This window comes from Streptomyces inhibens (assembly GCF_022221585.1).
Classification (GTDB): domain Bacteria; phylum Actinomycetota; class Actinomycetes; order Streptomycetales; family Streptomycetaceae; genus Streptomyces; species Streptomyces inhibens.
Genome location: NZ_CP084681.1, coordinates 5,899,517 through 5,922,704 on the forward strand (window position 1 = coordinate 5,899,517; position 23,188 = coordinate 5,922,704).

The 23,188-nt window shown below is 68.5% G+C and carries 23 protein-coding genes and 1 riboswitch; of the genes, 12 read left to right on the forward strand and 11 right to left on the reverse strand.

The window, feature by feature from the left end:
* Positions 1–27 precede the first annotated feature (27 nt).
* Positions 28–990 carry a glucosyl-3-phosphoglycerate synthase gene (locus KI385_RS26950; protein ID WP_238574763.1) on the reverse strand — a complete coding sequence of 321 codons (963 nt, stop codon included), beginning with the start codon at positions 988–990 and terminating at the stop codon, positions 28–30.
* Between the two features lie 172 nt (positions 991–1,162).
* Positions 1,163–1,324, forward strand: a riboswitch (SAM riboswitch).
* 17 nt (positions 1,325–1,341) lie between these two features.
* On the opposite strand from KI385_RS26950, the gene thrC reads away from it, so the two are divergent.
* The 6 genes from thrC to KI385_RS26980 all read left to right on the forward strand — a co-directional run bounded on the left by thrC (position 1,342) and on the right by KI385_RS26980 (position 7,022).
* Positions 1,342–2,625, forward strand: a complete 1,284-nt coding sequence (gene thrC, locus KI385_RS26955; protein WP_238574764.1) for a threonine synthase — start codon at positions 1,342–1,344, stop codon at positions 2,623–2,625.
* An 82-nt stretch (positions 2,626–2,707) separates the two neighbouring features.
* Entirely contained in the window at positions 2,708–2,986 is a 279-nt protein-coding gene (locus KI385_RS26960) for a MoaD/ThiS family protein (protein ID WP_238574765.1), read from the forward strand.
* Between the two features lie 422 nt (positions 2,987–3,408).
* Complete coding sequence (locus KI385_RS26965) at positions 3,409–3,612, forward strand: cold-shock protein (RefSeq protein WP_003986833.1); 204 nt, start codon at positions 3,409–3,411, stop codon at positions 3,610–3,612.
* 351 nt (positions 3,613–3,963) lie between these two features.
* Positions 3,964–5,586: a chaperonin GroEL gene (groL, locus tag KI385_RS26970; protein WP_238574766.1), complete on the forward strand. Its 1,623-nt coding sequence runs from the start codon at positions 3,964–3,966 to the stop codon at positions 5,584–5,586.
* 318 nt (positions 5,587–5,904) lie between these two features.
* Positions 5,905–6,603 (forward strand): DUF998 domain-containing protein, encoded by a 699-nt coding sequence (locus tag KI385_RS26975; protein WP_238574767.1) that lies wholly within the window; start codon positions 5,905–5,907, stop codon positions 6,601–6,603.
* 53 nt (positions 6,604–6,656) lie between these two features.
* Complete coding sequence (locus tag KI385_RS26980) at positions 6,657–7,022, forward strand: hypothetical protein (RefSeq protein WP_238574768.1); 366 nt, start codon at positions 6,657–6,659, stop codon at positions 7,020–7,022.
* An 8-nt stretch (positions 7,023–7,030) separates the two neighbouring features.
* On the opposite strand, the gene KI385_RS26985 is transcribed toward KI385_RS26980, so the two are convergent.
* Positions 7,031–8,179, reverse strand: a complete 1,149-nt coding sequence (locus tag KI385_RS26985; protein ID WP_238574769.1) for a winged helix DNA-binding domain-containing protein — start codon at positions 8,177–8,179, stop codon at positions 7,031–7,033.
* A 199-nt stretch (positions 8,180–8,378) separates the two neighbouring features.
* Here KI385_RS26985 and KI385_RS26990 point away from each other — a divergent pair, with 199 nt between their 5' ends.
* On the forward strand, positions 8,379–9,854 hold the full coding sequence (locus KI385_RS26990) for an FG-GAP-like repeat-containing protein (RefSeq protein WP_238574770.1): 1,476 nt from the start codon (positions 8,379–8,381) through the stop codon (positions 9,852–9,854).
* Here KI385_RS26990 and KI385_RS26995 read toward each other — a convergent pair.
* From KI385_RS26995 to KI385_RS27005, 3 genes are all read right to left on the reverse strand, one after another.
* A complete protein-coding gene (locus KI385_RS26995; RefSeq protein WP_238574771.1) occupies positions 9,841–10,752 on the reverse strand; it encodes a hypothetical protein in 912 nt (303 codons plus the stop codon). The genes KI385_RS26990 and KI385_RS26995 overlap by 14 nt on opposite strands.
* Before the next feature lie 228 nt (positions 10,753–10,980).
* Positions 10,981–11,259, reverse strand: a complete 279-nt coding sequence (locus KI385_RS27000; RefSeq protein WP_238574772.1) for a DUF397 domain-containing protein — start codon at positions 11,257–11,259, stop codon at positions 10,981–10,983.
* A complete protein-coding gene (locus KI385_RS27005; RefSeq protein ID WP_238574773.1) occupies positions 11,243–12,082 on the reverse strand; it encodes a helix-turn-helix domain-containing protein in 840 nt (279 codons plus the stop codon). The genes KI385_RS27000 and KI385_RS27005 overlap by 17 nt, the downstream gene beginning before the upstream one ends.
* A gap of 120 nt (positions 12,083–12,202) precedes the next feature.
* Between KI385_RS27005 and KI385_RS27010 the strand changes: the two genes are divergently transcribed.
* From KI385_RS27010 to KI385_RS27030, 5 genes are all read left to right on the forward strand, one after another.
* A complete protein-coding gene (locus KI385_RS27010; protein WP_238574774.1) occupies positions 12,203–12,454 on the forward strand; it encodes a hypothetical protein in 252 nt (83 codons plus the stop codon).
* A gap of 921 nt (positions 12,455–13,375) precedes the next feature.
* Positions 13,376–13,657 carry a hypothetical protein gene (locus KI385_RS27015; protein ID WP_238574775.1) on the forward strand — a complete coding sequence of 94 codons (282 nt, stop codon included), beginning with the start codon at positions 13,376–13,378 and terminating at the stop codon, positions 13,655–13,657.
* 332 nt (positions 13,658–13,989) lie between these two features.
* A complete protein-coding gene (locus tag KI385_RS44240; protein WP_342593472.1) occupies positions 13,990–14,271 on the forward strand; it encodes a MerR family transcriptional regulator in 282 nt (93 codons plus the stop codon).
* Positions 14,272–15,142: 871 nt separating this feature from the next.
* Entirely contained in the window at positions 15,143–15,445 is a 303-nt protein-coding gene (locus tag KI385_RS27025) for a hypothetical protein (RefSeq protein WP_238574776.1), read from the forward strand.
* A 270-nt stretch (positions 15,446–15,715) separates the two neighbouring features.
* Positions 15,716–15,895 carry a hypothetical protein gene (locus KI385_RS27030; protein WP_238574777.1) on the forward strand — a complete coding sequence of 60 codons (180 nt, stop codon included), beginning with the start codon at positions 15,716–15,718 and terminating at the stop codon, positions 15,893–15,895.
* Positions 15,896–15,990: 95 nt separating this feature from the next.
* Here KI385_RS27030 and KI385_RS27035 read toward each other — a convergent pair whose 3' ends face one another.
* The 6 genes from KI385_RS27035 to KI385_RS27060 form a co-directional block, all read right to left on the reverse strand.
* On the reverse strand, positions 15,991–18,231 hold the full coding sequence (locus tag KI385_RS27035; protein ID WP_238574778.1) for an ATP-binding protein: 2,241 nt from the start codon (positions 18,229–18,231) through the stop codon (positions 15,991–15,993).
* Positions 18,232–18,487: 256 nt separating this feature from the next.
* Positions 18,488–19,129, reverse strand: a complete 642-nt coding sequence (locus KI385_RS27040) for a DUF6879 family protein (RefSeq protein WP_238574779.1) — start codon at positions 19,127–19,129, stop codon at positions 18,488–18,490.
* Positions 19,122–19,391 (reverse strand): hypothetical protein, encoded by a 270-nt coding sequence (locus KI385_RS27045; protein ID WP_238574780.1) that lies wholly within the window; start codon positions 19,389–19,391, stop codon positions 19,122–19,124. Before KI385_RS27045 ends, KI385_RS27040 begins: the two co-directional genes overlap by 8 nt.
* A 139-nt stretch (positions 19,392–19,530) precedes the next feature.
* Positions 19,531–21,090, reverse strand: a complete 1,560-nt coding sequence (locus KI385_RS27050; protein ID WP_238574781.1) for a PTS transporter subunit EIIC — start codon at positions 21,088–21,090, stop codon at positions 19,531–19,533.
* Positions 21,091–21,211: 121 nt separating this feature from the next.
* Entirely contained in the window at positions 21,212–22,150 is a 939-nt protein-coding gene (gene murQ, locus KI385_RS27055; RefSeq protein WP_238574782.1) for an N-acetylmuramic acid 6-phosphate etherase, read from the reverse strand.
* 28 nt (positions 22,151–22,178) lie between these two features.
* Complete coding sequence (locus KI385_RS27060; RefSeq protein WP_128506520.1) at positions 22,179–23,126, reverse strand: MurR/RpiR family transcriptional regulator; 948 nt, start codon at positions 23,124–23,126, stop codon at positions 22,179–22,181.
* Between the last annotated feature and the right edge of the window lie 62 nt (positions 23,127–23,188).

The following is a 23,188-nucleotide window of genomic DNA, read 5'->3' on the forward strand; positions in this document are numbered from 1 at the left end:
GATCCGCGCAAACGTACGGAGCGCCGGTCAGGCCGCGCGTCGCGCCGCGTACTCCGGAATTTCGGCCATCGGGGGCCGCTCCTCGGTGTCCACGTCCGTCGTGCGCGGCACGAAGCCCTGCTCGCCGCGGTCGAACTGGGTGAGCCGGGGCCGCACCAAGTGGCCGCGGGCCAACCGTAGTTGGGCGGTCCGGTAGATCGCGGCGGCCATCCGGCCCAGCGCCTGGCCGCCCTGGTGGCGGTGCTTGCGCACGCCGACGTCCACCTGGGCGAGTGCGTCCAGACCAACAGTGTGCAGCGCGTCGACCAGCAGCCCGAGCTCCACGCCGTAGCCGACCGGGAACGGCAGCCGCTCCAGGAGGGAGCGGCGGGCCGCGTACTCGCCGCCCAGGGGCTGGACGAAGCCGGCCAGCTGCGGCCAGTGCAGATTGAGGAGCGGGCGGGCGACCAGCTCGGTGACCCGGCCGCCCTGCCCGGCGCCGGAGCCGGCACCGCCGGTCTCCAGGGGACGGTCGTACATCGCCTTGACGAATTGGATGTCCGGATCCGTCAGCAGCGGCCCGATGATCCCCGAGACGAAGGTGGACGAGAATTCGCGCAGGTCGGCGTCGATGAAGCAGATGATGTCGCCGCTGGTGGCCAGCAGTGAGCGCCACAGCACCTCGCCCTTGCCGGGCACCGCGGGCAGCCGCGGCAGCACGCTGTCGCGGTGGACGACCCGGGCGCCGGCCGCCGCCGCGACCTCGGCGGTGCGGTCCGTGGAGCCGGAGTCCAGCACCACCAGCTCGTCGACGAGCGGGACCGCGTCGGTCATCAGCTCCTCGCGGATGACCGTGACGATCGCCCCGACGGTGGCTTCCTCGTCGAGCGCGGGCAGTACGACGCTGACCGTACGGCCCGTCTGGCGCTTGGCCTCCACCAGCTGCCCCAGGGGACGGTCCGCGGCGGACCAGGAGCGGCTGCTGAGCCAGCGCTCCACCTCTTCCAGCACGTCTACGACTCCTCGGTGGCCGCCGTATCAGCGGCCCGTGTGATCCATCTCGCGGTTCGGACGACTATCTCAACTGTCAGTGCCTTCGGTTACAGTCTTGAACAACGCGGATGACCGTCGCATGTCGGGGTCGCCGCCGCACAAACGCCTGGGTTTCGTCCCAGTGCCATACCGCTCATCCAGAGGGGCAGAGGGATACGGCCCGTTGAAGCCCCGGCAACCCTCCAGCCGGTCTTGCCGCCAGGACGCAAAACGTCCCGCGTGCGCGAGGCTCCCGGCTAGGGAAGGTGCCAAATCCGTCTCGTGGCGAGATGCGCCGCGAGGAAGATGAGGAGAAAGGGCCTCGCCTCCATGGCTGTGCAAGTCACCGAAACCACTCCCGCCGTCGCTCTGGGTCCTGCCGTCGCGCTCTCCTGCCGCGAGTGCGGAACGCGCTTCGACCTCGGTCCGATCTTCGCGTGCCAGGAATGTTTCGGGCCGCTCGAAGTCGCCTACGACCTGCCGAGCGGCGATCCCGAGAGCCTGCGGAAGCAGATCGAGGCCGGCCCGAACAACATCTGGCGCTACGCCCCGCTGCTGCCCGTCCCCACCGACGTGGCCGACAAGCCCAATCTGAACCCGGGCTTCACCAAGCTCGTCAAGGCCGACAACCTCGCCCGTGAGCTGGGCGTCACCGGCGGTCTGTACGTCAAGGACGACTCCGGCAACCCGACGCACTCCTTCAAGGACCGCGTCGTCGCGATCGCCGTCGAGGCCGCCCGCGCCTTCGGCTTCACCACCCTCTCCTGCTCCTCCACCGGCAACCTCGCCGGTGCGGTCGGCGCCGCGGCCCGCCGCGCCGGTTTCAAGTCCTGCGTCTTCATCCCGCACGACCTGGAGGCCGGAAAGGTCGTCATGGCCGCGGTCTACGGCGGCGACCTGGTGGGCATCGAGGGCAACTACGACGACGTCAACCGCTTCTGCTCGGAGCTCATCGGCGACCCGCTCGGTGAGGGCTGGGGCTTCGTCAACGTCAATCTGCGTCCGTACTACGGCGAGGGTTCCAAGACCCTCGCGTACGAGATCTGCGAGCAGCTCGGCTGGCAGCTCCCGGACCAGATCGTCATCCCGATCGCGTCCGGCTCGCAGCTGACGAAGATCGACAAGGGGCTCAAGGAGCTGATCGCCCTCGGCCTGGTCGAGGACAAGCCCTACAAGATCTTCGGCGCCCAGGCGGAGGGCTGCTCGCCGGTGTCCACGGCCTTCAAGGCCGGGCACGACGTCGTCCGCCCGCAGAAGCCGAACACCATCGCCAAGTCGCTGGCCATCGGCAACCCGGCCGACGGGCCGTATGTGCTCGACATCGCGCGCCGTACGGGCGGTGCGGTGGAGGATGTCAACGACGAGCAGGTCGTGGACGCGATCAAGCTGCTGGCCAGGACCGAGGGCATCTTCGCGGAGACCGCGGGCGGAGTGACCGTCGGCGTGACCAAGAAGCTCATCGAGGACGGTCTGCTCGACCCCACCCTGACCACCGTCATCCTCAACACCGGTGACGGCCTCAAGACGCTTGACGCCGTCGCCCCGACCTCCGGGCCCACGGCCACCATCCGTCCGGACCTGGACGCGTTCCGCGCGGCCGGCCTGGCCGGCTGAGGCCGCCGGCCGGTCCGCGCACGAGGCCGCGCCGCAGCCCCGAACCCGTACTCCGTAACCCCTGTCCCCGGAAGGCAGAACCATGAGCGTCAAGGTCCGCATCCCCACCATCCTCCGCACGTACACCGGCGGCGAGGCCGAGGTCACCGCCGAGGGCGCGACCCTCTCCGAGGTGATCGCCGACCTGGAGAAGAACCACCAGGGCATCGCGGCCCGTGTACTGGACGACGCCGGCAAGCTGCGCCGTTTCGTGAATGTGTACGTCAATGACGATGATGTGCGCTTCGAGCAGGGCCTGGAGACGCCGACTCCGAACGGCGCGGGTATCTCGATCATTCCGGCGGTCGCCGGCGGGTGCTAATTTGCGCCATCTCTTCACCTTCTTGACCGGAATTGCCCCGTCCATTGAAATCGGACGGGGCAATTCCGTTTAGTGAAAGGGGATACCATTGGGGCGATCCCCCTCCGCATATCTCCGCGCGCGTGCCGAACGCATATGAGAACGGGGAGAGTTGTGTCCAAAGTGTGGGCGGCATTTGTCGCTTAGGTGCGCTATGCCTGGCCCGACTTGCCCCGGAGAACCGGGACTTCAGCGGATATTGCCGATTCTCCGACGCCAGAATTCTCGTCCGATTGACCTGTTGCGCTGGGCATCTGTGCAGATACATTCAGCGGCGGTCGACGCGTTCCGGCGCACACCCCACGGGCCTTTCGCGGGGTGAGGTCTGACCCGGGTCCGCGGAGTGCGGTCCTGCGCAAGGGCCAGTAATAGGGGAGTTAGGCATGGCTCAGGGCACCGTCAAGTGGTTCAACGCGGAGAAGGGGTACGGCTTCATCGCGGTCGACGGTGGTGCGGATGTTTTCGTCCACTACAGCGCGATTCAGATGGACGGCTACCGCACCCTTGAGGAGGGCCAGCGGGTCGAGTTCGAGATCTCGCAGGGCCAGAAGGGGCCGCAGGCGGACATGGTCCGGGTGGCCGGCTGAGGCGCCGACCGACTGCTGCGTGGTGAAGGCCCGTATCCCAGAGGGGATACGGGCCTTCTGCTGTCTTCCGCCGTCCTCCGCGCGGGGGGTGCCGGCCCAAGCCGCTTGCGCCCTCCCGTCGCCCGACCGCCACCCCTAAAGGGGGCTCCTTGTGGAGCCGCTTGCACTCTCGGGGGTCGAGTGCTAATCATTGCGTTAGCACTCTCCCAGTGAGAGTGACAGAACTTGGATCGGGTCAGTGAGGTCCGCAGGCCGAGTGGGGCAAGGAACCACAAGGGTTGCAGGCCGTCCGTCGCGGGCACCGGCGCGGTCCACGAAGAACGCCACCCCTGTCCGGGAGGACCACTTCACATGGCCAAGATCATCGCGTTCGACGAGGAGGCACGGCGCGGTCTCGAGCGCGGGATGAACCAGCTCGCCGACGCCGTCAAGGTCACCCTCGGCCCCAAGGGCCGCAACGTCGTCCTCGAGAAGAAGTGGGGCGCCCCCACGATCACCAACGATGGTGTTTCCATCGCCAAGGAGATCGAGCTCGAGGACCCGTACGAGAAGATCGGCGCCGAGCTGGTCAAGGAGGTCGCGAAGAAGACGGACGACGTCGCCGGTGACGGCACGACGACCGCGACCGTCCTGGCCCAGGCTCTGGTCCGCGAGGGCCTGCGCAACGTAGCCGCCGGCGCCAACCCGATGGCTCTCAAGCGCGGCATCGAGCGCGCCGTCGAGGCTGTCTCCGCCGCCCTGCTGGAGCAGGCCAAGGACGTGGAGACCAAGGAGCAGATCGCTTCGACCGCCTCCATCTCCGCCGCCGACACCCAGATCGGCGAGCTCATCGCCGAGGCCATGGACAAGGTCGGCAAGGAAGGCGTCATCACCGTCGAGGAGTCCCAGACCTTCGGTCTGGAGCTGGAGCTCACCGAGGGTATGCGCTTCGACAAGGGCTACATCTCGGCGTACTTCGCCACCGACATGGAGCGTATGGAGGCGTCGCTCGACGACCCGTACATCCTCATCGTCAACTCCAAGATCGGCAACGTGAAGGACCTGCTGCCGCTCCTGGAGAAGGTCATGCAGTCCGGCAAGCCGCTGCTGATCATCGCCGAGGACGTCGAGGGCGAGGCCCTGTCGACCCTGGTCGTCAACAAGATCCGTGGCACCTTCAAGTCCGTCGCCGTCAAGGCTCCGGGCTTCGGTGACCGCCGCAAGGCCATGCTCGGCGACATCGCCATCCTCACCGGTGGCACCGTCATCTCCGAGGAGGTCGGCCTCAAGCTGGAGAACGCCGGTCTCGACCTGCTGGGCCGCGCCCGCAAGGTCGTCATCACCAAGGACGAGACCACCATCGTCGACGGTGCCGGCGACAGCGACCAGGTCCAGGGCCGCGTCAACCAGATCCGCGCCGAGATCGAGAACTCCGACTCGGACTACGACCGCGAGAAGCTCCAGGAGCGTCTGGCGAAGCTGGCCGGCGGCGTGGCCGTCATCAAGGCCGGTGCCGCCACCGAGGTCGAGCTCAAGGAGCGCAAGCACCGCATCGAGGACGCCGTTCGCAACGCGAAGGCGGCCGTCGAGGAGGGCATCGTCGCCGGCGGTGGCGTCGCCCTGCTCCAGGCTTCCTCGGTCTTCGAGAAGCTCGAGCTCGAGGGTGACGAGGCCACCGGTGCCGCCGCTGTGAAGCTGGCCCTGGAGGCCCCGCTGAAGCAGATCTCCGTCAACGGCGGCCTTGAGGGCGGCGTTGTCGTGGAGAAGGTGCGCAACCTGCCCGTCGGCCACGGCCTGAACGCCGCGACCGGTGAGTACGTCGACATGATCGCCGAAGGCATCATCGACCCGGCGAAGGTGACCCGCTCTGCGCTGCAGAACGCCGCCTCCATCGCCGCGCTCTTCCTCACCACCGAGGCCGTCATCGCCGACAAGCCGGAGAAGGCCGCCGCGGCCGCTCCGGGCGGTATGCCGGGCGGTGACATGGACTTCTGATCCTCTGGATCAGAGCGCTGATCCTCCGGGATCACACGTCCACACGTTCGTCGGGGCGGCACCCTCCTCCCAGGGGGTGCCGCCCCGACGGCGTTCTCCGTGCCTTCGGCGTGCCCCGGCGGGGCGCGCCGCCGACCGCGTAATGATGACGATGACGTTGTGCCGACTCCGATGTGGACGGCAGGCGGCCGGTCATCAATGTGGATCTTGGGGTGGATGCACCCTGCGCGATCAAGGCGATGGGGTGTTCGTACGAACCGGGGCACGCAGGGACACGACCGGGCCGCACAGGGGCGCCGGCGCGTCGCGGCGCTCCTGTTGGCCGCGGCCGCGTTGCTCTACAACGGCTGGCTCCTGGAGTTCGTGCTGCCGACGGGCCTGGATCCGCGCCACTCCTACGTCAGCGAGTTGTACGCCGCCGACCAGCCGTTGCGATGGCTCTTCGGCGGGATCGAGAGCGTCTGCGCCGTGCTGGTGGGCGGGGGAGCGCTGCTGGCGGGCGGCGCGGCGTCCGGCATCCGGTCGCGGACGGGCATCCGGTCGCGGGCGGACTGGTGGGCGCGGTCCGGCTGGTGGGCCTTGCTCGGCCTCGCGTTGTCCTCGCTGGCCGATGTCTACCTGCCCATGCGCTGCGCGCCCTCGGTGGAACCCGGATGCGAGGCCGTACACCCCTGGCACACGGCCACCAGCGCACTCGCCCACTTCTTCGTCTTCGCCTCGATGGCCCTGCTCGGCCGGGCGGCCGCGACCGACGCGCCCCGTATGCCGCTGATCCGCCGCTGGGGGACATGGGTGCTGGCGCCGGCGCTGCCGACCGCCGTGTGCACGGTGGGCCCGCTGATCGGCCGGCCCGGCTGGCACGGCATCCCGCAACGGGCCCATCTGACACTGGTGGGCGTGTGGTTCGCGCTGCTGGCCGCCGAACTGGCCGGCTCGTCCCGGCAAACGGCCCGAGGACCGGGGGCGGGGCGCGAGCGGGTCCCAGAGGTGGCGCAGCCCGCCGCCGACGGCGGCTGAGCCGGCCCGGTTTCGTCCGCTCGTGGTCCTGGCCTTGGTGCGATGATGCGTTCGTGGTGACAGACGCACAGTGGAGTCGGATTCGGGAAGGCTTGCGCTTCGGGCAGGTGGTTGAAGGCACTGTCGTGAGGGTGCCCCGTCCCGGTGCGATCGGGATCTTTGTGGACATCGGCCTGAGCGTCGGAGGCTTCGTCGATGTCGTGCTGTTGCCCCACCGGAGCGAGTGCTGGCCGACCGAAGGCACGGTCACCGAATTCGAGATCTGGTGGGCCGACAGCCGGAAGCAGATCCGGTTGAAGCCGTCCGATCCTCAGTATCTGTGTGACGACTTCGCCGACTTCGTGGAACGCTTCCGGCCCAGTTGGCCATCCGACGTCGGGTGTGCGGTTCTGGCCCCGGGGGCCTCCGACGCCGGATGAGCTGCCCCTCAGTCCCCGGGGAGCAACCGGGACTCGGCGCTCGGCAGCTTGCTCCACCAGTGGTCGTAACGGCGGTAGACCTCCGGTTCGCGGTCGGCGAGGAACGCCGTCAGCGACCGGGCCTCGGCGGCGAGCTCCTCCCAGACCTCGTCCGGTAGACGGTGGAAGGCGGTTGCCTCGATTCCCCCCTCGGCCGGGCGCCATACGCCGACGACGTACCCGTCGACCAGCAGGGTCGGCAGCACGTCACCGTTCCTGCGGGTGACGAGCGTGCGGTGGGCCAGTGGGATGACGCGGCTGCGGTCGGAGTAGGCCAGCAGGATGCTGTCCCACATGGCCATCAGCCGGGGCGGCGCCGGGGTGTCCTCGTCCGGACGCGGTGCGCCCGGGGTGTCGAACAGCTCCTCGCCGTCCGGCCCTGCCAGCCGCTCGATGTCGCCGTCGCCGGCGAGAGCCTGCAGTGTCGTCCTGACCCTGGCACGCTGGACCAACGCGAACTGCGCCACGTCCGCCACCGACGCCGGCCCGAACCCCTTGAGATAACGCAGGACCAGCGTTCGCAGGGACGTGGCGGACACCTCCGGGTCCGCCAGCACCGGCCTGGTCCTGGGTGCGATGTACGAGGGCTGGTGGCCGAACGACCACGGTGGTGTGGTGGGCGCGTGCAGCAGCGGCGCATAGTGCCGCAACCCCCACCACGCTCCGGGCTTCGCCGGCGCACCCAGTCGTTGCGCGAGCCACGCCTCGTACTCCGCAGTCGTCCGGGGCTGATCGGCGAAGGCCAGCAGTTCCGGAACCAGCGCGTCGGCGTCCTCGGTGGTCAGCCCTGACGCCGTGAAGCGGTCGCCCAGCCTGGCGGCACGCACCGAAGGCTGCACGGCCTCGCGGAAGGCCCGGAAATCGTCGGTGTGGACGGCGTGCAGCGTGATCCGCATCAGGGTCGACTTGACGACCGTGTGGTCGGCGAAGGCGGCATCGAGATCGGCCGGGTCGAAGTCGGCGAGGCGGTTCCACAACGCGAGGTAGGGCGAGGCCGCGTGCTGCGCCTGCAACGCGACCACACGCCGTACGCCGTCGGCGACGCCGAGCGTCTCCCGGCGCAGCAGCAACTGCCGAGCGAGCGTGGCGCGGTTGAGTTCCCGTGCGGTGATTTTCATGCCGTGACCGTCTCGTTCCCCATGTTGTGAACCCGGCAACATGTTGTGAACCCGGCAACGACGACGTTCGCGGAGCGCTGACCGTGCCGGAGATACATCTCCTTCTCCTCTCCTTCACCTCTCCGCTACAACCATCCCCTCCCTCCGCGGGTCTCTTCTTCACCAACTGTCCTGCGGACAAAGGGAGAACGAGCCCCGCATGCCCAAGCATCTCCGTACGACCCTGGCCACCGCGGCCGCCACCGCGCTGGCGGCCGGGCTGCTGACGGCCGCCACCGGCACCGCCTCGGCCGCGGACAACGCCGCGCCGGCCGCGGGCGGCCGCCAGGGCGACTTCAACGGCGACGGCTACCGCGATCTCGCGGTCGCCGCGCCCGCCGCCACCGTCGACGGCAAGAAGGGCGCCGGCGCCGTCACCGTGCTCTACGGCTCGGCGAACGGCGTGGACGCCTCCCGGCGCACCACGCTGACCCAGAACTCCCCGGGCGTCCCGGGCGCGGCCGAGGCCGATGACCTCTTCGGCGCGAGCCTCGCCGCCGGCGACTTCAACTCCGACGGTTACGCGGACCTCGCCGTCGCGGCCCCGTACGAGGATGTCGCGGGCGACGCCGACGGCGGCACCGTACAGATCCTGTGGGGCGCGTCCGGCGGCCTCTCCGGCTTCGGCAGTGCCACCCTGGCCGACCCGGCCCCCTCGCAGCACGACCGTTTCGGCGCGGCACTGGCCGCCGGCGACTTCGACCGCGACGGCAAGGCCGACCTGGCCACCGGCACCTCTTCCGCCACCCTGCACGTCTTCAAGGGCGGCATCAGCAAGACCGGAACCCCGGGCGCCCACTCGGCCGTCGCCCTGCCCATCCTCGGCGGGGCCGGCAACGGCATCATCCAGCTGACGTCGGGCGAGGTCACCGACCAGGGCTACGCCGACCTCGTCGTCAGCGCCTACGACAAGAACGAGCCCTACTACAGCACCAATTACTACCTGCCCGGCACGTCATCGGGCCTGTCCGGCGCCGGCATCAAGCGTCTGCCCGGCGGCTTCATCACGGCCATCGGCGACGTCAACGGCGACGGCTTCGGCGACCTGGTCACCGGCATGCTCTTCGACGACCAGGTGCCCGGCAGCACCAAGGGCGGCAAGGTCAACGTCATCCACGGTTCCGCCGACGGCCCGCGCGTGGACCAGATCGACACCATCACCCAGGAGTCCGGCGCGATACCCGGCAGCTCCGAGAAGGGCGACAAGTTCGGCTACGAGGTCTCCCTGGGTGACATCAACGGCGACGGCCTCCAGGACCTCGCCATCGGCGTCGCCGAGGAGACCATCGACGGTGCGAGCAAGGCCGGCGCGGTGACCGTACTGCGCGGCTCGCCCTCCGGCATCGACACCTCGCACAACGTCCAGTACTTCCACGAGAACTCCCCGGGAGTCCCCGGCACCGACGAGGCGAACGACTTCTTCGGCGGTGAGGTCTTCCTCTCCGACCTCAACGGCGACAAGAAGGCCGATCTGACCGTGGGCGCCACCTACGAGGACGGCGGCGACGGCGCGATCATCACCCTCCCCTCGGACGGCACCCGCCTGACCACCACGGGCTCCCGCTACATCTCACCGTCGACGGTCGGCGTCTCGACGGCGGGCGCGCCCCAGTTCGGCGCCATCATGGCCGGCTGACGGCGACCGTACGGCGCAACTGCCGTACGTGGGCGCGAACTTGTGCGGCCGTGGGCCCCGCCGGACCGTGGTCCGGCGGGGCCTCGCCACGACAGGGGCCACAGACGCCGCCCGGGAGGGATTCCGCGCGGCCGGGAGCGCGACAGACGGTGCACTCCATGATGCGCAGGCGCGGAGCCGGCTTGGTCGATGGCATGGGGCTCGTTGGCTCAGCGGCTACGGGCGGCATCTTGGCGAGCAGACGGGAGCGGGCGAGGCGGCCCGGGTGGTGGATGGCCGTAGGCAGCCCGCAGGTCAGGGCGGCCAGCAGCTGATCGGGGGTCGCACCACGCGCCAGCCACTCCTCGGCGAACGCTTCGAGGGACGCGCAGTTGGCGGCCGAGAGCGTCATACGGGGTTCGGTGCGGCCGAGGGCGGCGAGGGTGGCGTAGGCGCGGCTGTGCGGGCGTGGTTGGCGTGGCGGATCGGCGGCGGGGGTTTCTCCGTCGTCGGTCATCGGAACGTTCCCGGCACATAAGGCCATCCACCAGGCGTCGTCCCGGGCCGTACGCGAGAAGTACGTACGCGTCACCCAGAGCGGGCTGCCGCCGTCACTCATGTGGTGCTCGGTGACGCGCCGCAGATGACCGGCCTCCGAGAGGCGCCGCAGCGCGGTCCGCAGGGCGCATTGGCCGTAGTCCGGCAGCACCTTGGCCAGCGTCTTCACGGAGATGTCCGCGCCTTCGGGCAGCCGGTCGAGGTAGGCGGCGATGGAGGCCTCGCGGCGGGGCAGGTGCGCGAAGTCGCCGGGGCGGGAACGTTGTTGATCGGGGGCGCTGCGTTTGCCGTAGCCGGGGGCGGCGGAGGGGTGGGGGAGTGCGGACGCGCACGGGGCAGCGTTAAAGTCTTCACTAGCCATGAGATCGGGCCTTTACGATCTTGATGGTCAGACCCCGGTCGGTGTTGGTAGCACCTGCCGGGGTTGTTTGTTGTTGCGCACGCTAGACCGGCGCGACGTGGTGTGGCAAGCCGGTCACGGAAAGTCATCCGCGCTGCCGGGGGAGGGTGGGTGGGTTACTTCCGTCCGCCCGTTCCTTGGAAAGAGGGCTCGGGGTCCGAGGCTTGAGCCCCGGACCCCGAGTGAACGTCAGGCGCCGTGCAGCGCACCGGACTTGATGCCGTCGATGAACGCCGACCAGGCCGGAGCCCGGAACGCGAGCGCCGGGCCGTGCGGGTGTTTGGAGTCGCGGACGGGCACGACGCCGGGGTGGTTGTCGGCTACTTCGAGGCAGTTGCCGCCGCTGCCGCCGCTGTAACTGGACTTGCGCCAGGTCGCTACCTCAAGGCAGTTGCCGCCCTCGCCGCCGCTGTAGCTGGACTTGCGCCAGATAGCTTCGCTCAGGTCGTACTCAGGGCTGATCTTCATGGGCGTAATCCTCCGCCACTGACTCGATCAGGACCAGGGAATCTTGGGGTGACAGTGCGCTGGCCCCGAGCAGATCGTAAGTCAGTTCGTGACGGGCGACGGTCGCTGGGTCGTCCTCCAACTTGCTTGCGTTCAGCACTTCGAGATGGGCGAGCGTGGGGGCGTCCTCGAAGCTCATCAACTTGAGCGCGCCATTCATCGACGCATGGGAACCTGCCGAAAATGGCAACACCTGCACGATGGCTCGGTGGTTCTGGATTAGCCCGGCCACGTGCCACAGCACCTCCGCCATCACTGTCGGGCCGCCGGTCCTGCGGCGTAGTACAGCCTCGTCCAGGACCACCCACAACAACGGAGTTGTTGGATGGTCGAGGAGGTGCGCACGTTCGAGTCGTGCCGTGACCGTCTCGTTGATCACGTCCTCCGGCGCCGTCGGCTGGTACGCGCGGCAGACTGCCCACGCGTATGCCTTCGTCTGCAGCAGCCCTGGAATCAGCTGCGGCGCGTACTCCTTGATGGTGATCGCAACGGCTTCCGCCTCCGCCGCCTCCGCGAAGTGATCCGGGTACTTCGACTTCGTCGCGGCTTCGCAGTTACGGGCGAAGTAGCCGTCCGTCTCCAGGATCTCGTCCATCTTCACGGCGTACTCCATCTGCATCCGCCGGGCCCCGGCCTCCAGCTGGCCGATGAACGAGCCGCTGACGAAGAGAGGGCGGCCGAGTTCTTCCTGCGTGAGGCCCGCCTCCTCCCGCTTGTGTCGTAATTCGGCGCCGAGCATGGCGCGGGGTGAGGAGGACGGGTCGAGGGGTTTCGGTCCGGGCATCGCAGCAACTCCCTGTCACACACGATCTGTTGTTGGGTCTGCGCCTCTGGCCAGGCTAGACCCGCAAACGCCACGCTGTGTGCACAACGAGCACACTCAGTGTGAAAGGTGATGATGAGGATGCTGACGGCGAGTGAGCGGGTACGGGCGGCCGAGGCCGTGACGGCGGAACTGCAGTCCGCGCTACGGATGGTGGGGATCACCCTGCCCTCGCTCGGCGTCGACCCGGTGTCGTGCGCGAGCGGCTACCTCGCGCCGCTGGTCGAGCTCGGGCGCTGCAATCTGGACACCGCCCTGCGGCTCGCCCATGTACTGGCCGACTACGCCAGGGCGGCCGCTCCCGGGCACGATCGGGGGGAGCGACGGCCGTGATTCCGTCTCGACCTGCTGTGCATCCGGTGGCCGTGCGCGTGGGGTGGGTGGCGTGGCGGTGCGCGCCGTATTGATCTCCTCCAGGCCTTGTCTTGTGCGCTGTCGTGCGCAAGGCTGAATAACAGGGAATATCCTCTATCGCTAGTTAAACGGGACACCTTTTTGGTGGTTAAACCGGGCGGCTGGTGGATTGAGCAGCGGCTCGGCAGTGCGTTGCCGGTCTTGCAGTGACTTATACGTGTGCCGCCCTCAATTGATCATGTAGGTCACAGAGGAATCATTCAGCGACACGGCTTGGTTGGACGCACCGCCTTCGATGGACGCATGTCCTGGAAGGAGACCGCCATGCGTGCCAAGCGAGTGTTCATCGTGCTCGGTCCGGGACTTGTGGCCTCCCTGGTGCTCTCGCCGGGTATCGCCGCAGCGGCATCGGCCGCCCCGGCTCCGGCGCACGTAGCAGTGGCAGCCCCGAGTATCTCCGGCCCTGTCGGGCAAGCGGCCCCTCCCGCCCCTTACCCTTCCGGCTACAGCAACGGCTTCAAGGCCGGCACGGCGGCAGGTGAAGCCGGCAAGCCCCGCAGCGCCATTCCGATCCCGCCTGCCGCAGGCCACACTGTCGGTCAGGGAAATTACTACACGGGCTTCATCGACGGGTACGAAATGGCTCAGACGCCAAGCCAAGCCACTACGCAATTTGCGATAGACCAGTCATTTATCGCTGCGACGCAGAAGTACACAGAGGAAATGAACGCCCCAGTAAAGATCGAGCGGCTGAAGAACGAGCAGCCCGTGCTTCCAGCCTTGACGACTCCCACCCAGACTGGGCAGACGACTCCCACCCAGACCGGGCAGACGACTCCCACTCAGACTGGGCAGGGGACGGCTCCTCAGGTTCCGAACACCAGCTCGCAGGGCACCACGGTGTCCACGACTCCCACCCAGACCGGGCAGAGCCACGACACCGGTTCGCAGGGCACCACCGTGTCCACGACTCCCACCCAGACTGGACAGGGCTCGGACATCAGCTCGCAGGGCACCACGGTGCCCACGACTCCCACCGAGACCGGGCAGGGCTCGGGTACCGGTTTGCAGGGCACCACGGAGTCCGTGACTACCACCCACGAGACCGGGCAGGGGACGGCTCCTGAGAGCCCGGACGCCGGTTCGCAGGGCGCCACGGAGTCCACGACTCCCAGTGAGTGAACAGGGTGGGACTACCGAAGCAGACGCTGCGGGGAGTTCTCCGGCTGTGCCTCAGGGGCCATTCGATCGCTGCGGGGGCGCCAACTGACAGCGGCCGTTTCGGCGGGTGGTGCGCTGATAGGAGCTGAACTGCCCAGCTCATAGCCGTAGTTGATGCCCCGCAACCTGCTTCGCGGATCGCGGATCGCGGATCGCGGAGCCGCTGCACCTGGCCGGCTCGTCGCCGGCCGCCGAAACGTAACCGATACGGCCGGAACCGGACATGCCGGTCAAGCGTCTTGACTGTCGCGTCGTGCCGGAGTCAGTGAGCCCTGCTGCGCTACTGCGAGCGGATGGAGCTGATCCACTCAGCGCGCCGCGCCAACGGCTATCGCGAGTACGACGACCAGACGGTGGAGACGGTGCGGCGCATCCGCGCCCTGCTGGCCGCCGGCCTGCCCACCCGCATCATCCGCCAGGTCCTCGACCAGCGTGCCGCCGACCTGGAGACCGCGCGCCGCCTTCTGCGCCAGACGATCGCCGCCATCGAGAACGCAGCAAACCAACGGCGGTGTGCGCCGTATCGATCTGCTACAAGCCTTGTCTTGTGTGCTGTTGTGCGCAAGGCTGAGTAACAGGGAATATCCTCTATCGCTAGTTAAACGGGACACCTTTTTGGTGGTTAAACCGGGCGGCTGGTGGATTGAGCAGCGGCTCGGCAGTGCGTTGCCGGTCTTGTAGTGACAAATACGTGTGCCGCCCTCAATTGATCATGTAGGTCACAGGGGAATCATTCAGCGACACGGCTTGGTTGGACGCACCGCCTTCGATGGACGCATGTCCTGGAAGGAGACCGCCATGCGTGCCAAGCGAGTGTTCATCGTGCTCGGTCCGGGACTCGTGGCCTCCCTGGTGCTCTCGCCGGGTATCGCCGCAGCGGCATCGGCCGCCCCGGCTCCGGCGCGGGTAGCAGTGGCAGCCCCGAGTATCTCCGGCCCCGTCGGACAAGCAGCCCCTCCCGCCCCTTACCCTTCCGGCTACAACAACGGCTACCACGCCGGCGTGGCGGCAGCTGCAGCCGGCAAGCCCCGCAGCGCCATTCCGATCCCCCCTGCCGCAGGCCACACTGTCAAGCAGGGGGATTACTACACGGGCTTCGTTGAGGGGTACAACGCCACTCCATCGCCACCCGAAGCTGTTTCGGCTTTTGCGGTAAGGCAGTCAATGATCGCTGCGATGGCAGGGTACAGAGAGCAAATGAACGCCGCAGTAAAGATCGAGCGGCTGAAGAACGAGCAGCCCGTGCTTCCAGCCTTGACGACTCCCGCCCAGACCGGGCAGACGACTCCCACTCAGACTGGGCAGACGACTCCCACTCAGACTGGGCAGACGACTCCCACCCAGACTGGGCAGACGACTCCCACCCAGACCGGGCAGACGACTCCCACTCAGACTGGGCAGGGGACGGCTCCTCAGGTTCCGAACACCAGCTCGCAGGGCACCACGGTGTCCACGACTCCCACCCAGACCGGGCAGAGCCACGACACCGGTTCGCAGGGCACCACCGTGTCCACGACTCCCACCCAGACTGGACAGGGCCCGGACACCAGCTCGCAGGGCACCACGGAGCCCACGACTCCCACCCAGACCGGGCAGGGCTCGGACGCCGGTTTGCAGGGCACCACGGAGTCCGTGACTACCACCCACGAGACCGGGCAGGGGACGGCTCCTGAGAGCCCGGACACCGGTTCGCAGGGCTCGGACGCCGGTTCGCAGGGCGCCACGGAGTCCACGACTCCCAGTGAGTGAACAGGGTGGGGCTTCTGAGGGCCAGGGGGCTGGTTCGGAGGGAGGTTCCTCGTTCCCCCCGAGAGACCATGCCCATCCGCTGGAGGAGCGCCCCCACGTGTGCGTACGAGGACGGCCTGAACCAGAACAGCACGTCCCACAGCACGTCCCACAGCGCGTCCTTCCGCTCCTTCGGCTCCCCGGCCACCTCTTCCTCAAGGAACAGCTCACGCAGGCACCCCAGCGGAATCGCCGCTCCCCCAAGCCGCATGTCCGGCCGATGCGCGAACGGTGAGGATCACCCTGCCCCAGCTCGGCGTTGGCCCGGTGTCGTGCGCGAGCGGCTCTATCGCGCCGCTGGTCGAGCTGGGGCGCTGCAATCCGGACACCGCTCAGCGGCTCGCCAACGTACTGGCCGACTTTGCCAAGGCGGCCGTCCCGGGGCACAGTCCGGAGGGGCAGCGGCCGTGATCCCGGCGCCGGGCACTTACGCGCTGGACGGCGGGACGGGCGTATCGGCCGGGTCACCGGCCACGTAGCCGCCTGCCGTGACCGACCGCAGTCACTCACCGCAAGACAGTGGTGAGGCGCGTACGCATCCCGGCCGCCCGGGTGTCGTCGAAGCCGGCGAGCAGGTCCAGGGCGTCGGACCAGTGCTGCCGGGCCGAGTCCTCCGCCCCTGCCTGATGGAGTGCCGTGGCAAGGCCGTCGAGTGCCATGGCCAGCTGCCAGGGGTCGTTGAACTCGCGCTGTGTTGCCGCCGCGCGTCGATGGAACGCGGCCGCGTCGTCGAAGCGGTGCAGCTGTCCGTACGCCTCGCCGGTGTGGTGCCAGGCCCGTGCCTCGCGCATACGGTCGCCGAGTTGGCGGTGCAGTACGGCCGAGCGCTGGTAGGAGACGAGGGCTTCGTCCGCCTCTCCGGTGGCCTGCTGGGCCTTGCCGAGGTCCAGCAGCCAGTAGCCTTCCCATGCACGGTTGCGATGCCGCAGGGCGATGGCCACGGCACTCTGCGCGGATTGCAGGCCGCCCTGCGAATCGCCTCGTTCGCGCTGAATGGCACTCAAGATGTGCAGGGCGTTGCCTTCGCCGCCCTGATCGCCTCGTTCGCGGTGTCCTGCCAGCGCTTGCTGGATGCGGTCGAGGGCCTCGTCGAGGCGGCCCGCCTCGTAGCTCACCGTGGCGAGATTGGCCAGCAGCGTCGGCTCCCACCGGCGCCGCTGAGCGGATCCGAGCTCCTGGAAGAGGGCCAGTGACTCGGTGAACTTGGCCTCTGCGGCGTCCAGTTGGCGAGAGCGGAGCCTGATCAAACCGATGGCGTTCAGGGCGAGCCCTTCGCCCAGCCGGTCGCCCAGTTCGCGGCGGAGCATCAGGGCGCCTTCGTGATGCTCCGCGGCTTCCGTGAGGCGGTGTGACTGGGTGTATGCCTTGCCGAGGCTGGTCAGCAGTTCGGCCTGTCCGGTTCGGTCGCCCTCCCTGCGGGCGGCCCGTAGGCCGATCTCGCCCATGGCGAACCACTCGTCGAAGGTGTTGAGGCGGGCGTGCAGGGGGCGCAGCAAGGCAGGCAATTGCCAGGCGAGGCGATCCCGTCCAGCCTTCTCGGCGGTCTGAGCGGCCGCCAACAGGCTGCCGCGCTCCTGCTCGTACCAGCGCAGGGCGGCGTCGTAATCAGCGAAGGTCAGCGGCTCGACACCGTCGGGTGGCGGGTCGAGGGGGAGGGGCGGCTCGGTCGCCTTGAAGCGGGTTCGTGCGGCGTTGGCCGAATGGACGTACCAGGACAGGACGCGTTGCATTGCGGCGTCGCGGCTTTCGACGGGCTCTTCGCGCTGGGCCTGGTCCACCGCGTAGGCCCGCAGCAGATCATGAAATTCGAAGCGGTCGGGGGCGGTCTGCATCAATAAGTGTGCGCCGACGAGTACGTCCAGCAATTGCTGTGTGCGGCTGGTGGTGAGGCCGGCGAGCGCGGAGGCGGCCGAGGTGCCGAACTCGGCGCCGGGATGTAGGCCGAGCAACCGGAAGAAACGCGCGGCTTCTGCGGGCAACGCCCGATAGGACCAGGCAAACACTGTACGTACCGCTTCGGCTTCCTCGTCGTCCCCAACGGTCAGAGCATCCCAGAGAGAGGACTCGTCGCGAAGGTCCCTTATCAAGTCGTCCAGGCTCATGTGGGGGCGGCCGGCCGCGCGTTCCGCCGCGATGCGGAGGGCCAGCGGAAGGCGGGCGCACAGCCGGGCCAGGTCGATGAGTTTGTCCGTGTCGTCCTCGGGGCGGTATTCGGCGGTGACGGTCCGTAGCAGGGCGACGGCCTCCGGCTCGGGCAGGGTGCCGAGGGTCAGACGGTGTGCTCCATCCCGAACGGCCAGCCCTGACAGCCGACTTCGGCTGGTGACGATGACCAGGCAGCCTGCTGTGCCCGGCAGGAGGGGCCGGACCTGCCCTACTGTGGCGGCGTTGTCGAGCACGATCAGCATCCGCCGCCCGGCCAGCAATGAGCGATAGAGCGCGCCGGCCGACTCCGCGTCGGCCGGAATTGCGGTGGCGGGCACATTCAGTGCCGCGAGGAAGCGGTGGAGCGTTTCCTGCGCGGTGACCGGTGCGCCGGGGTCATAGCCACGCAGATTCACATACAACTGCCCGTCGGGGAAGTACTCGTGCACTTGATGTGCCCAACGCAGCGCCAGGGATGTCTTACCGGCTCCGGCAGTTCCGGCGATGACACAAATGGATACGACGAGAGGCTCGCCGGTATCACCGGTGAGAATGGCGTTGAGCCGCTCCAGCTCTTCCGTGCGGTTGACGAACCCCCGCACATCACCAGGAAGCTGGCGCGGTTTCGTGCTCTCGACCCGGGCAGCGGAGGGGACCTGGAGGGCGGACGGATCGCCTCCAAGGCCGTGGAAATGCACCCCGCCACTCACATGTCCGGCCTGTACGACGTTGTCGGCCGACCCCGACAAATGTGAGTGAGTGCCGGGTTGCTGCGGCGAGCCGTCCTTCTCGATGGCCTTACCTTCCCTACTCCCCTTGCTGCTTGCTTCTCACTTCTTGCTCTTCACTTCTTGCTTCTCACCGCGATCGCAGCGATGTGAGGGGAGCTACTTCCCGCTCGAAGAAGGAGAGCAGATCTTCCGCCTCGCGGTAGAGGGCCTGAATGAAACGTTCCCAGTGCGCGACGAGTTCAGAATCCGTAAACCGCACTGCGCCCTCGGCAATGCCACGATCGTCATAGAGAACTTTGTAGAGCGTATGCCCGCCCAGTGTCACAATTTCCGGCAGGGGCCCGGATTCCTCCAGCTGCTCCAGCCCCGTCAGCCCGGAAATTCCTCCTGGCTCCCAGACCCTGATCTTGCCCAGGACCTCCGCCCGCAGCCGCAGGGAGGTGAGCTCCCACTTCAGATAGGGTGTGAGCGGTTTTTCGACCACGCGCACGCGGAAGAAGTGGGATCGGTGTGTCTCCGCTTTGCGTGAAAGTTCCAGATGAGCGTCGCGCCCCTGGTCGATGAGGCGTAGCGCCTCACCCCAGTCACCTCGGGAAAAAGCTCGCCAGCTCTCGTTCCCGGGCTCCTGAAAATCCTGCTGCCTCTCCAGTTTCCAGGAGTCCCGCCCGTCGGCCGACCACCGCCGCTCCCGGAAGTGCTGCCGGTAGGCATCAATAGAGAGCCGTTCGCCCTGCGAGACATCAAGACGGGGCTTTTCGACGTCAGGCATCTGGGATGTCCGGTTTCGCGGAAGCCAGCGTCTTGCCGGGGATGATGACCAATCGCTCACCCCGGGAAATGTGGACGCCCTCGGGAAGGCGTGACCTGTACTCGTCCGTGAGATCGCGTCCAATCACCGCAATATCACCATTGTCGAGCTGCCACACATCGGGGCAATCGCTTTCGTCGTTCGTGGTTCCGAGTTCGCGTGGCGACTTTCCTAAGCGACGCACCAGGGAAGCGGCAGGGTCTGCATCCCAACGACGAGTCATCGTTCTCCTCCGACCGTTGACGCACCACTCGGCGAGTCCAGTTTTCGGTCACTGAGTGTACAAGTGGCGACAGCGGAGGGCAACGGAATGAAGGCGTCGGTAACCAGCCGTATAGAGAAGTGAGGTCGCTGGCGCTACCTCACTGCGCTGATTCCAGTTTGGTCGACGTTCCGGATGTGGCCGGAGGTGCACTGGCTGCTGGGACGGTGCCGGGGGCGCTATGACTGACGGCGTCGTCGTCGTTGAGATCCGTCCGCATCTGTCTGCTGAAGCCGAAGAAGTACGTGGCCAGGAAGCCGACGAGGTAGCCGATGGCCAGGCCAACGGCGTAGATGGTGACGGTCGTGACGATGCCCTGGTCGCCCTTGACCAGGGGGAACAGGGCCCAGCCCGAGGGGCCGATGGCGGTGGAGCCGACGGCGTCGCCGAGTTGGTTGAAGAGGCCGACGAAGCCGCCGCCGAACGCGCCGCCGATGCAGGCGGTGATGAAGGGGCGGCCCAGGGGCAGCGAGACACCGTAGATCAGCGGCTCGCCGACGCCCAAGAAGCCTGCGGGGAGGGCGGACTTGATGGTCGTACGGATGGAGCGGTTGCGGGGGAGTCGGAGGTAGACGGCGAGGGCGGCGCCCACCTGGCCCGCGCCGGCCATGGCGAGGATCGGGAGCAGGACCGTGTAGCCCTGCTGCTCGATGAGGGTGGTGTGGATGGGGATGAGGGCCTGGTGGAGGCCCAGCATGACGAGGGGGAGGAAGAGGCCGCCCAGGACGAAGCCGGCGAAGGCGCCGCCGTGCGCGAGCAGCCAGTTGGCGAACTCGCCGATGTCGGCGGAGACCTCGCCCGCGACGTACATCAGGCCGAAGACCGTGACCAGGCCGCTGATCAGAACCGTGAGGGTGGGGGTGACGAGCACGTCCAGTGCCTCGGGGACTCTTCCCCAAGCTCTCGACCTCCCTCGACCGGGGGAGACCCCATTGCGGCACCACTTCTCCACCTGGACGGCGAGCAGCGCGGCGGCCAGCGCGCCGAGCACACCGCCCTGGCCCGGGGAGAGCTTCTGGCCGAAGGCGGTGATGTTCGCGTCGCCCGGGAAGACGATGATCGCGGCGACCGCGCCGCCGAGGATGGGCGTGCCGCCGAACTCTTTGGCGGTGTGGTAGCCGACGAAGACGGCGATCAGTGACATGAAGCCGGAGGCGATGGCGGCGAGCGCCGGGACGACCGATGGCAGCCAGCCGAGGTTGGTGAGCAGACCGTTGATGCCGGCGACGATGCCGCAGCCGATCAGGGCCGGGATCAGCGGGACGAAGATATTCGCGATGCGGCGCAGGAAGAGCTTGCCCGGTGTGGTGTTTCTGGCCTTCTGTCGGGCTCTCAGGACGGCACCTTGTGCGGCGAGTTCGTCGGCGGTGGTGGGGGGCTCGGCGGCCGGCTCCGTCGCGCGGGCCTCCTCGGCCAGGCGCTCGAACTCGGGGGTGATCCGGGCGACCGCCCCGGGGCCCAGCACGATCTGGTACGTGTCGTCCTCGACCACGCCCATCACGGCCGGGAGCGCCTTGAGGGCCTCGTCCTGGACCAGCGAGCGGTCCCGGATGCCCAGGCGGAGCCGGGTCATGCAGTGGGCGATGGAGCTGAGGTTCGCGGCGCCGCCGACGAGAGGGAGGATCGCGGCGGCGGTGGCGCGGTTCTTGTCTTCGGACATGTGCGGTTCTTCGGACATGTGCGGTGCCTTGCTGTGCAGACAGACGAGGACGAGGGGGGGAGGGCGAGGGGCAGGGGGAGGGTGAGGGGGCGGTGGGTGGCGGGGTGGTGTGGTTCGGGGCTCAGTGGGGCTTGGTGGCCTCAAGTGCCGCGCGGAGATGGCCGTTGGAGGCTTCGAGGAGGCGGGCGGCGGTCGGCCCGTCGACGTCGGCGAGGAGGGTGAGAATGGCGTTCTTCACCTCGCCGTCCGTCATGCTGAGCGCCGTCTCGATCTCCAGGTCGGTGGCGCCGGTGGCGAGCGCGACGATACGGCGCGAGCGGGCCCGTAGCTTTTCGTTGGACGCGCGGACGTCGACCATCAGATTTCCGTAGGTCTTGCCCAGCCGGATCATGGTGATGGTCGAGAGCATGTTGAGCACCAGCTTTTGGGCGGTGCCCGCCTTGAGGCGGGTGGAGCCGGTCAGCAGCTCGGGGCCGACCACGATCTCGATGCCGTGCTCGGAGGCCGCGGCCAGCGCCGAACCGGCGTTGCAGGACAGGCCGATGGTCAGCGCGCCCAGGGCGCGGGCGTGCTCGACGGCCCCGATCGCGTACGGCGTGCGGCCGGAGGCCGAGATACCGACGACGGTGTCCCGGTCGGTCAGGTCGATGGCGGTCAGATCCTCGGCCGCGAACTCCTTGCTGTCCTCGGCGCCCTCGACGGCGGTGACCATCGCGGACGGGCCGCCCGCGATCAGCCCGAGGACCTCGGACGGGTCGGTGTTGAAGGTCGGCGGGCATTCGCTGGCGTCCAGCACGCCGAGGCGGCCGGCCGTGCCGGCGCCCGCGTAGATCAGCCGGCCGCCGCGGGCCATCCGGGCGGCGGTGGCGTCGATGGCGGCGGCGATCTCCGGGAGCCGCTGGGCGACGGCGGCGGGGACGGTGGCGTCCTCGCCGTTCATCGTGCGGGCGATGTCCAGGGTGGAGCGGCGGTCGATCTCGGCGAGGTCGGGCCGGAACGCCTCGGTGGTGAGGGTGTCCAACTCGGCGCGCAGGTTGGCGTAGTCGGCGGTGGAGGTCATGACGGGCGGCTCTCTCCAGGGGCGGGCGTCAGCGCTGGGTGCTGCGCGGCGAGTGGCGGTGGGCCAGGGCTTCGTACGAGGCCGAAAGCGCGGGGGCCGCGGTCTCGTACGTACGCTGCGCGACGCCTATGAACAGGCAGTCCACGACCAGGAGCTGGCTCGTCCTGGACGACATCGCGGCCGGCCGCAGCTCGCTCTCGCGGGCGGTGGAGGTGGTCAGGATGTGGTCGGCGTAGGCGGCGATCTCGCCGTCCGGGCGCCCGGTGATGGCGATCGTCGTCGCGCCATGGTCGAAGGCCACCCGCAGTGGCTCTATGACGTCGGTGGTCCGCCCGGAGTGCGTGATCGCGATGGCGACGTCACCGGTCCGCATCTGCACGGCGTTCGTCACGGCCAGATGCGGGTCCGCGTGCGCGTGCGCGATCAGGCCGATCCGCAGCAGCTTCTGGACGAGGTCCTGGGCGACGAGGTTGGAGGCCCCTATGCCGTACACATCGATGCGGCGGGCTCCGGAGAGCGCGGCGACGGCGGCTTCGAGCTGGGTGACATCCAGCCCGGCGGCGGTGTCGGCCAGGCACTGCTGCTCTTCCTGCGCCAGCTTCGCGACGACATCGACGAGGGAATCGTCGACCGCTATGTCCGCGGTCACCGCGGGCGCGCCGCCGGCGGCCTGTTGCGCGGCGAGTGCGGCGAGGGCGAGGCGCAGATCGCGATAGCCCGGGTAGCCGAGCAGACGGGAGGTCCGCACGACGGTGGCCTCGCTGGTGCCCGTGCGCTCCGCGAGGCCGGTGACGGTGAGGGCGGCGCAGCCGGCCGGGTCGCTCGCGACGGTCTCGGCGACCCGCTGCATGGAGCGGGTCATCGTCGGCGCGAGGGTGCGGACCTTGGCGGCCAGCGCCGCGGGGGCGGGTGGGGCCGGGGCCGGTCGGGTCTCGACGGCCGCGTCCTTGAAAGTTTCCTTCACGCTGCTGCTCACGTCTGAAAAGTAATTTCATCCGCCTCTCGCGTCAATACCCTCCGTGAGGGCTGTGGACAGCG

Excerpts from the sequence above, each read along its gene's own strand:
- KI385_RS26995 (WP_238574771.1), bottom strand. The coding sequence starts at position 10,752 with ATGGCTAGTGAAGACTTTAACGCTGCCCCGTGCGCGTCCGCACTCCCC.
- KI385_RS27045 (WP_238574780.1), bottom strand. The coding sequence starts at position 19,391 with ATGACTCGTCGTTGGGATGCAGACCCTGCCGCTTCCCTGGTGCGTCGC.
- KI385_RS26985 (WP_238574769.1), bottom strand. The coding sequence starts at position 8,179 with ATGAAAATCACCGCACGGGAACTCAACCGCGCCACGCTCGCTCGGCAG.
- KI385_RS26960 (WP_238574765.1), top strand. The coding sequence starts at position 2,708 with ATGAGCGTCAAGGTCCGCATCCCCACCATCCTCCGCACGTACACCGGC.
- murQ (WP_238574782.1), bottom strand. The coding sequence starts at position 22,150 with ATGACCTCCACCGCCGACTACGCCAACCTGCGCGCCGAGTTGGACACC.
- KI385_RS27050 (WP_238574781.1), bottom strand. The coding sequence starts at position 21,090 with ATGTCCGAAGACAAGAACCGCGCCACCGCCGCCGCGATCCTCCCTCTC.
- KI385_RS44240 (WP_342593472.1), top strand. The coding sequence starts at position 13,990 with ATGGAGCTGATCCACTCAGCGCGCCGCGCCAACGGCTATCGCGAGTAC.
- KI385_RS27040 (WP_238574779.1), bottom strand. The coding sequence starts at position 19,129 with ATGCCTGACGTCGAAAAGCCCCGTCTTGATGTCTCGCAGGGCGAACGG.
- groL (WP_238574766.1), top strand. The coding sequence starts at position 3,964 with ATGGCCAAGATCATCGCGTTCGACGAGGAGGCACGGCGCGGTCTCGAG.
- KI385_RS27010 (WP_238574774.1), top strand. The coding sequence starts at position 12,203 with ATGCTGACGGCGAGTGAGCGGGTACGGGCGGCCGAGGCCGTGACGGCG.
- KI385_RS27000 (WP_238574772.1), bottom strand. The coding sequence starts at position 11,259 with ATGAAGATCAGCCCTGAGTACGACCTGAGCGAAGCTATCTGGCGCAAG.
- KI385_RS26990 (WP_238574770.1), top strand. The coding sequence starts at position 8,379 with ATGCCCAAGCATCTCCGTACGACCCTGGCCACCGCGGCCGCCACCGCG.
- thrC (WP_238574764.1), top strand. The coding sequence starts at position 1,342 with ATGGCTGTGCAAGTCACCGAAACCACTCCCGCCGTCGCTCTGGGTCCT.
- KI385_RS27005 (WP_238574773.1), bottom strand. The coding sequence starts at position 12,082 with ATGCCCGGACCGAAACCCCTCGACCCGTCCTCCTCACCCCGCGCCATG.
- KI385_RS26965 (WP_003986833.1), top strand. The coding sequence starts at position 3,409 with ATGGCTCAGGGCACCGTCAAGTGGTTCAACGCGGAGAAGGGGTACGGC.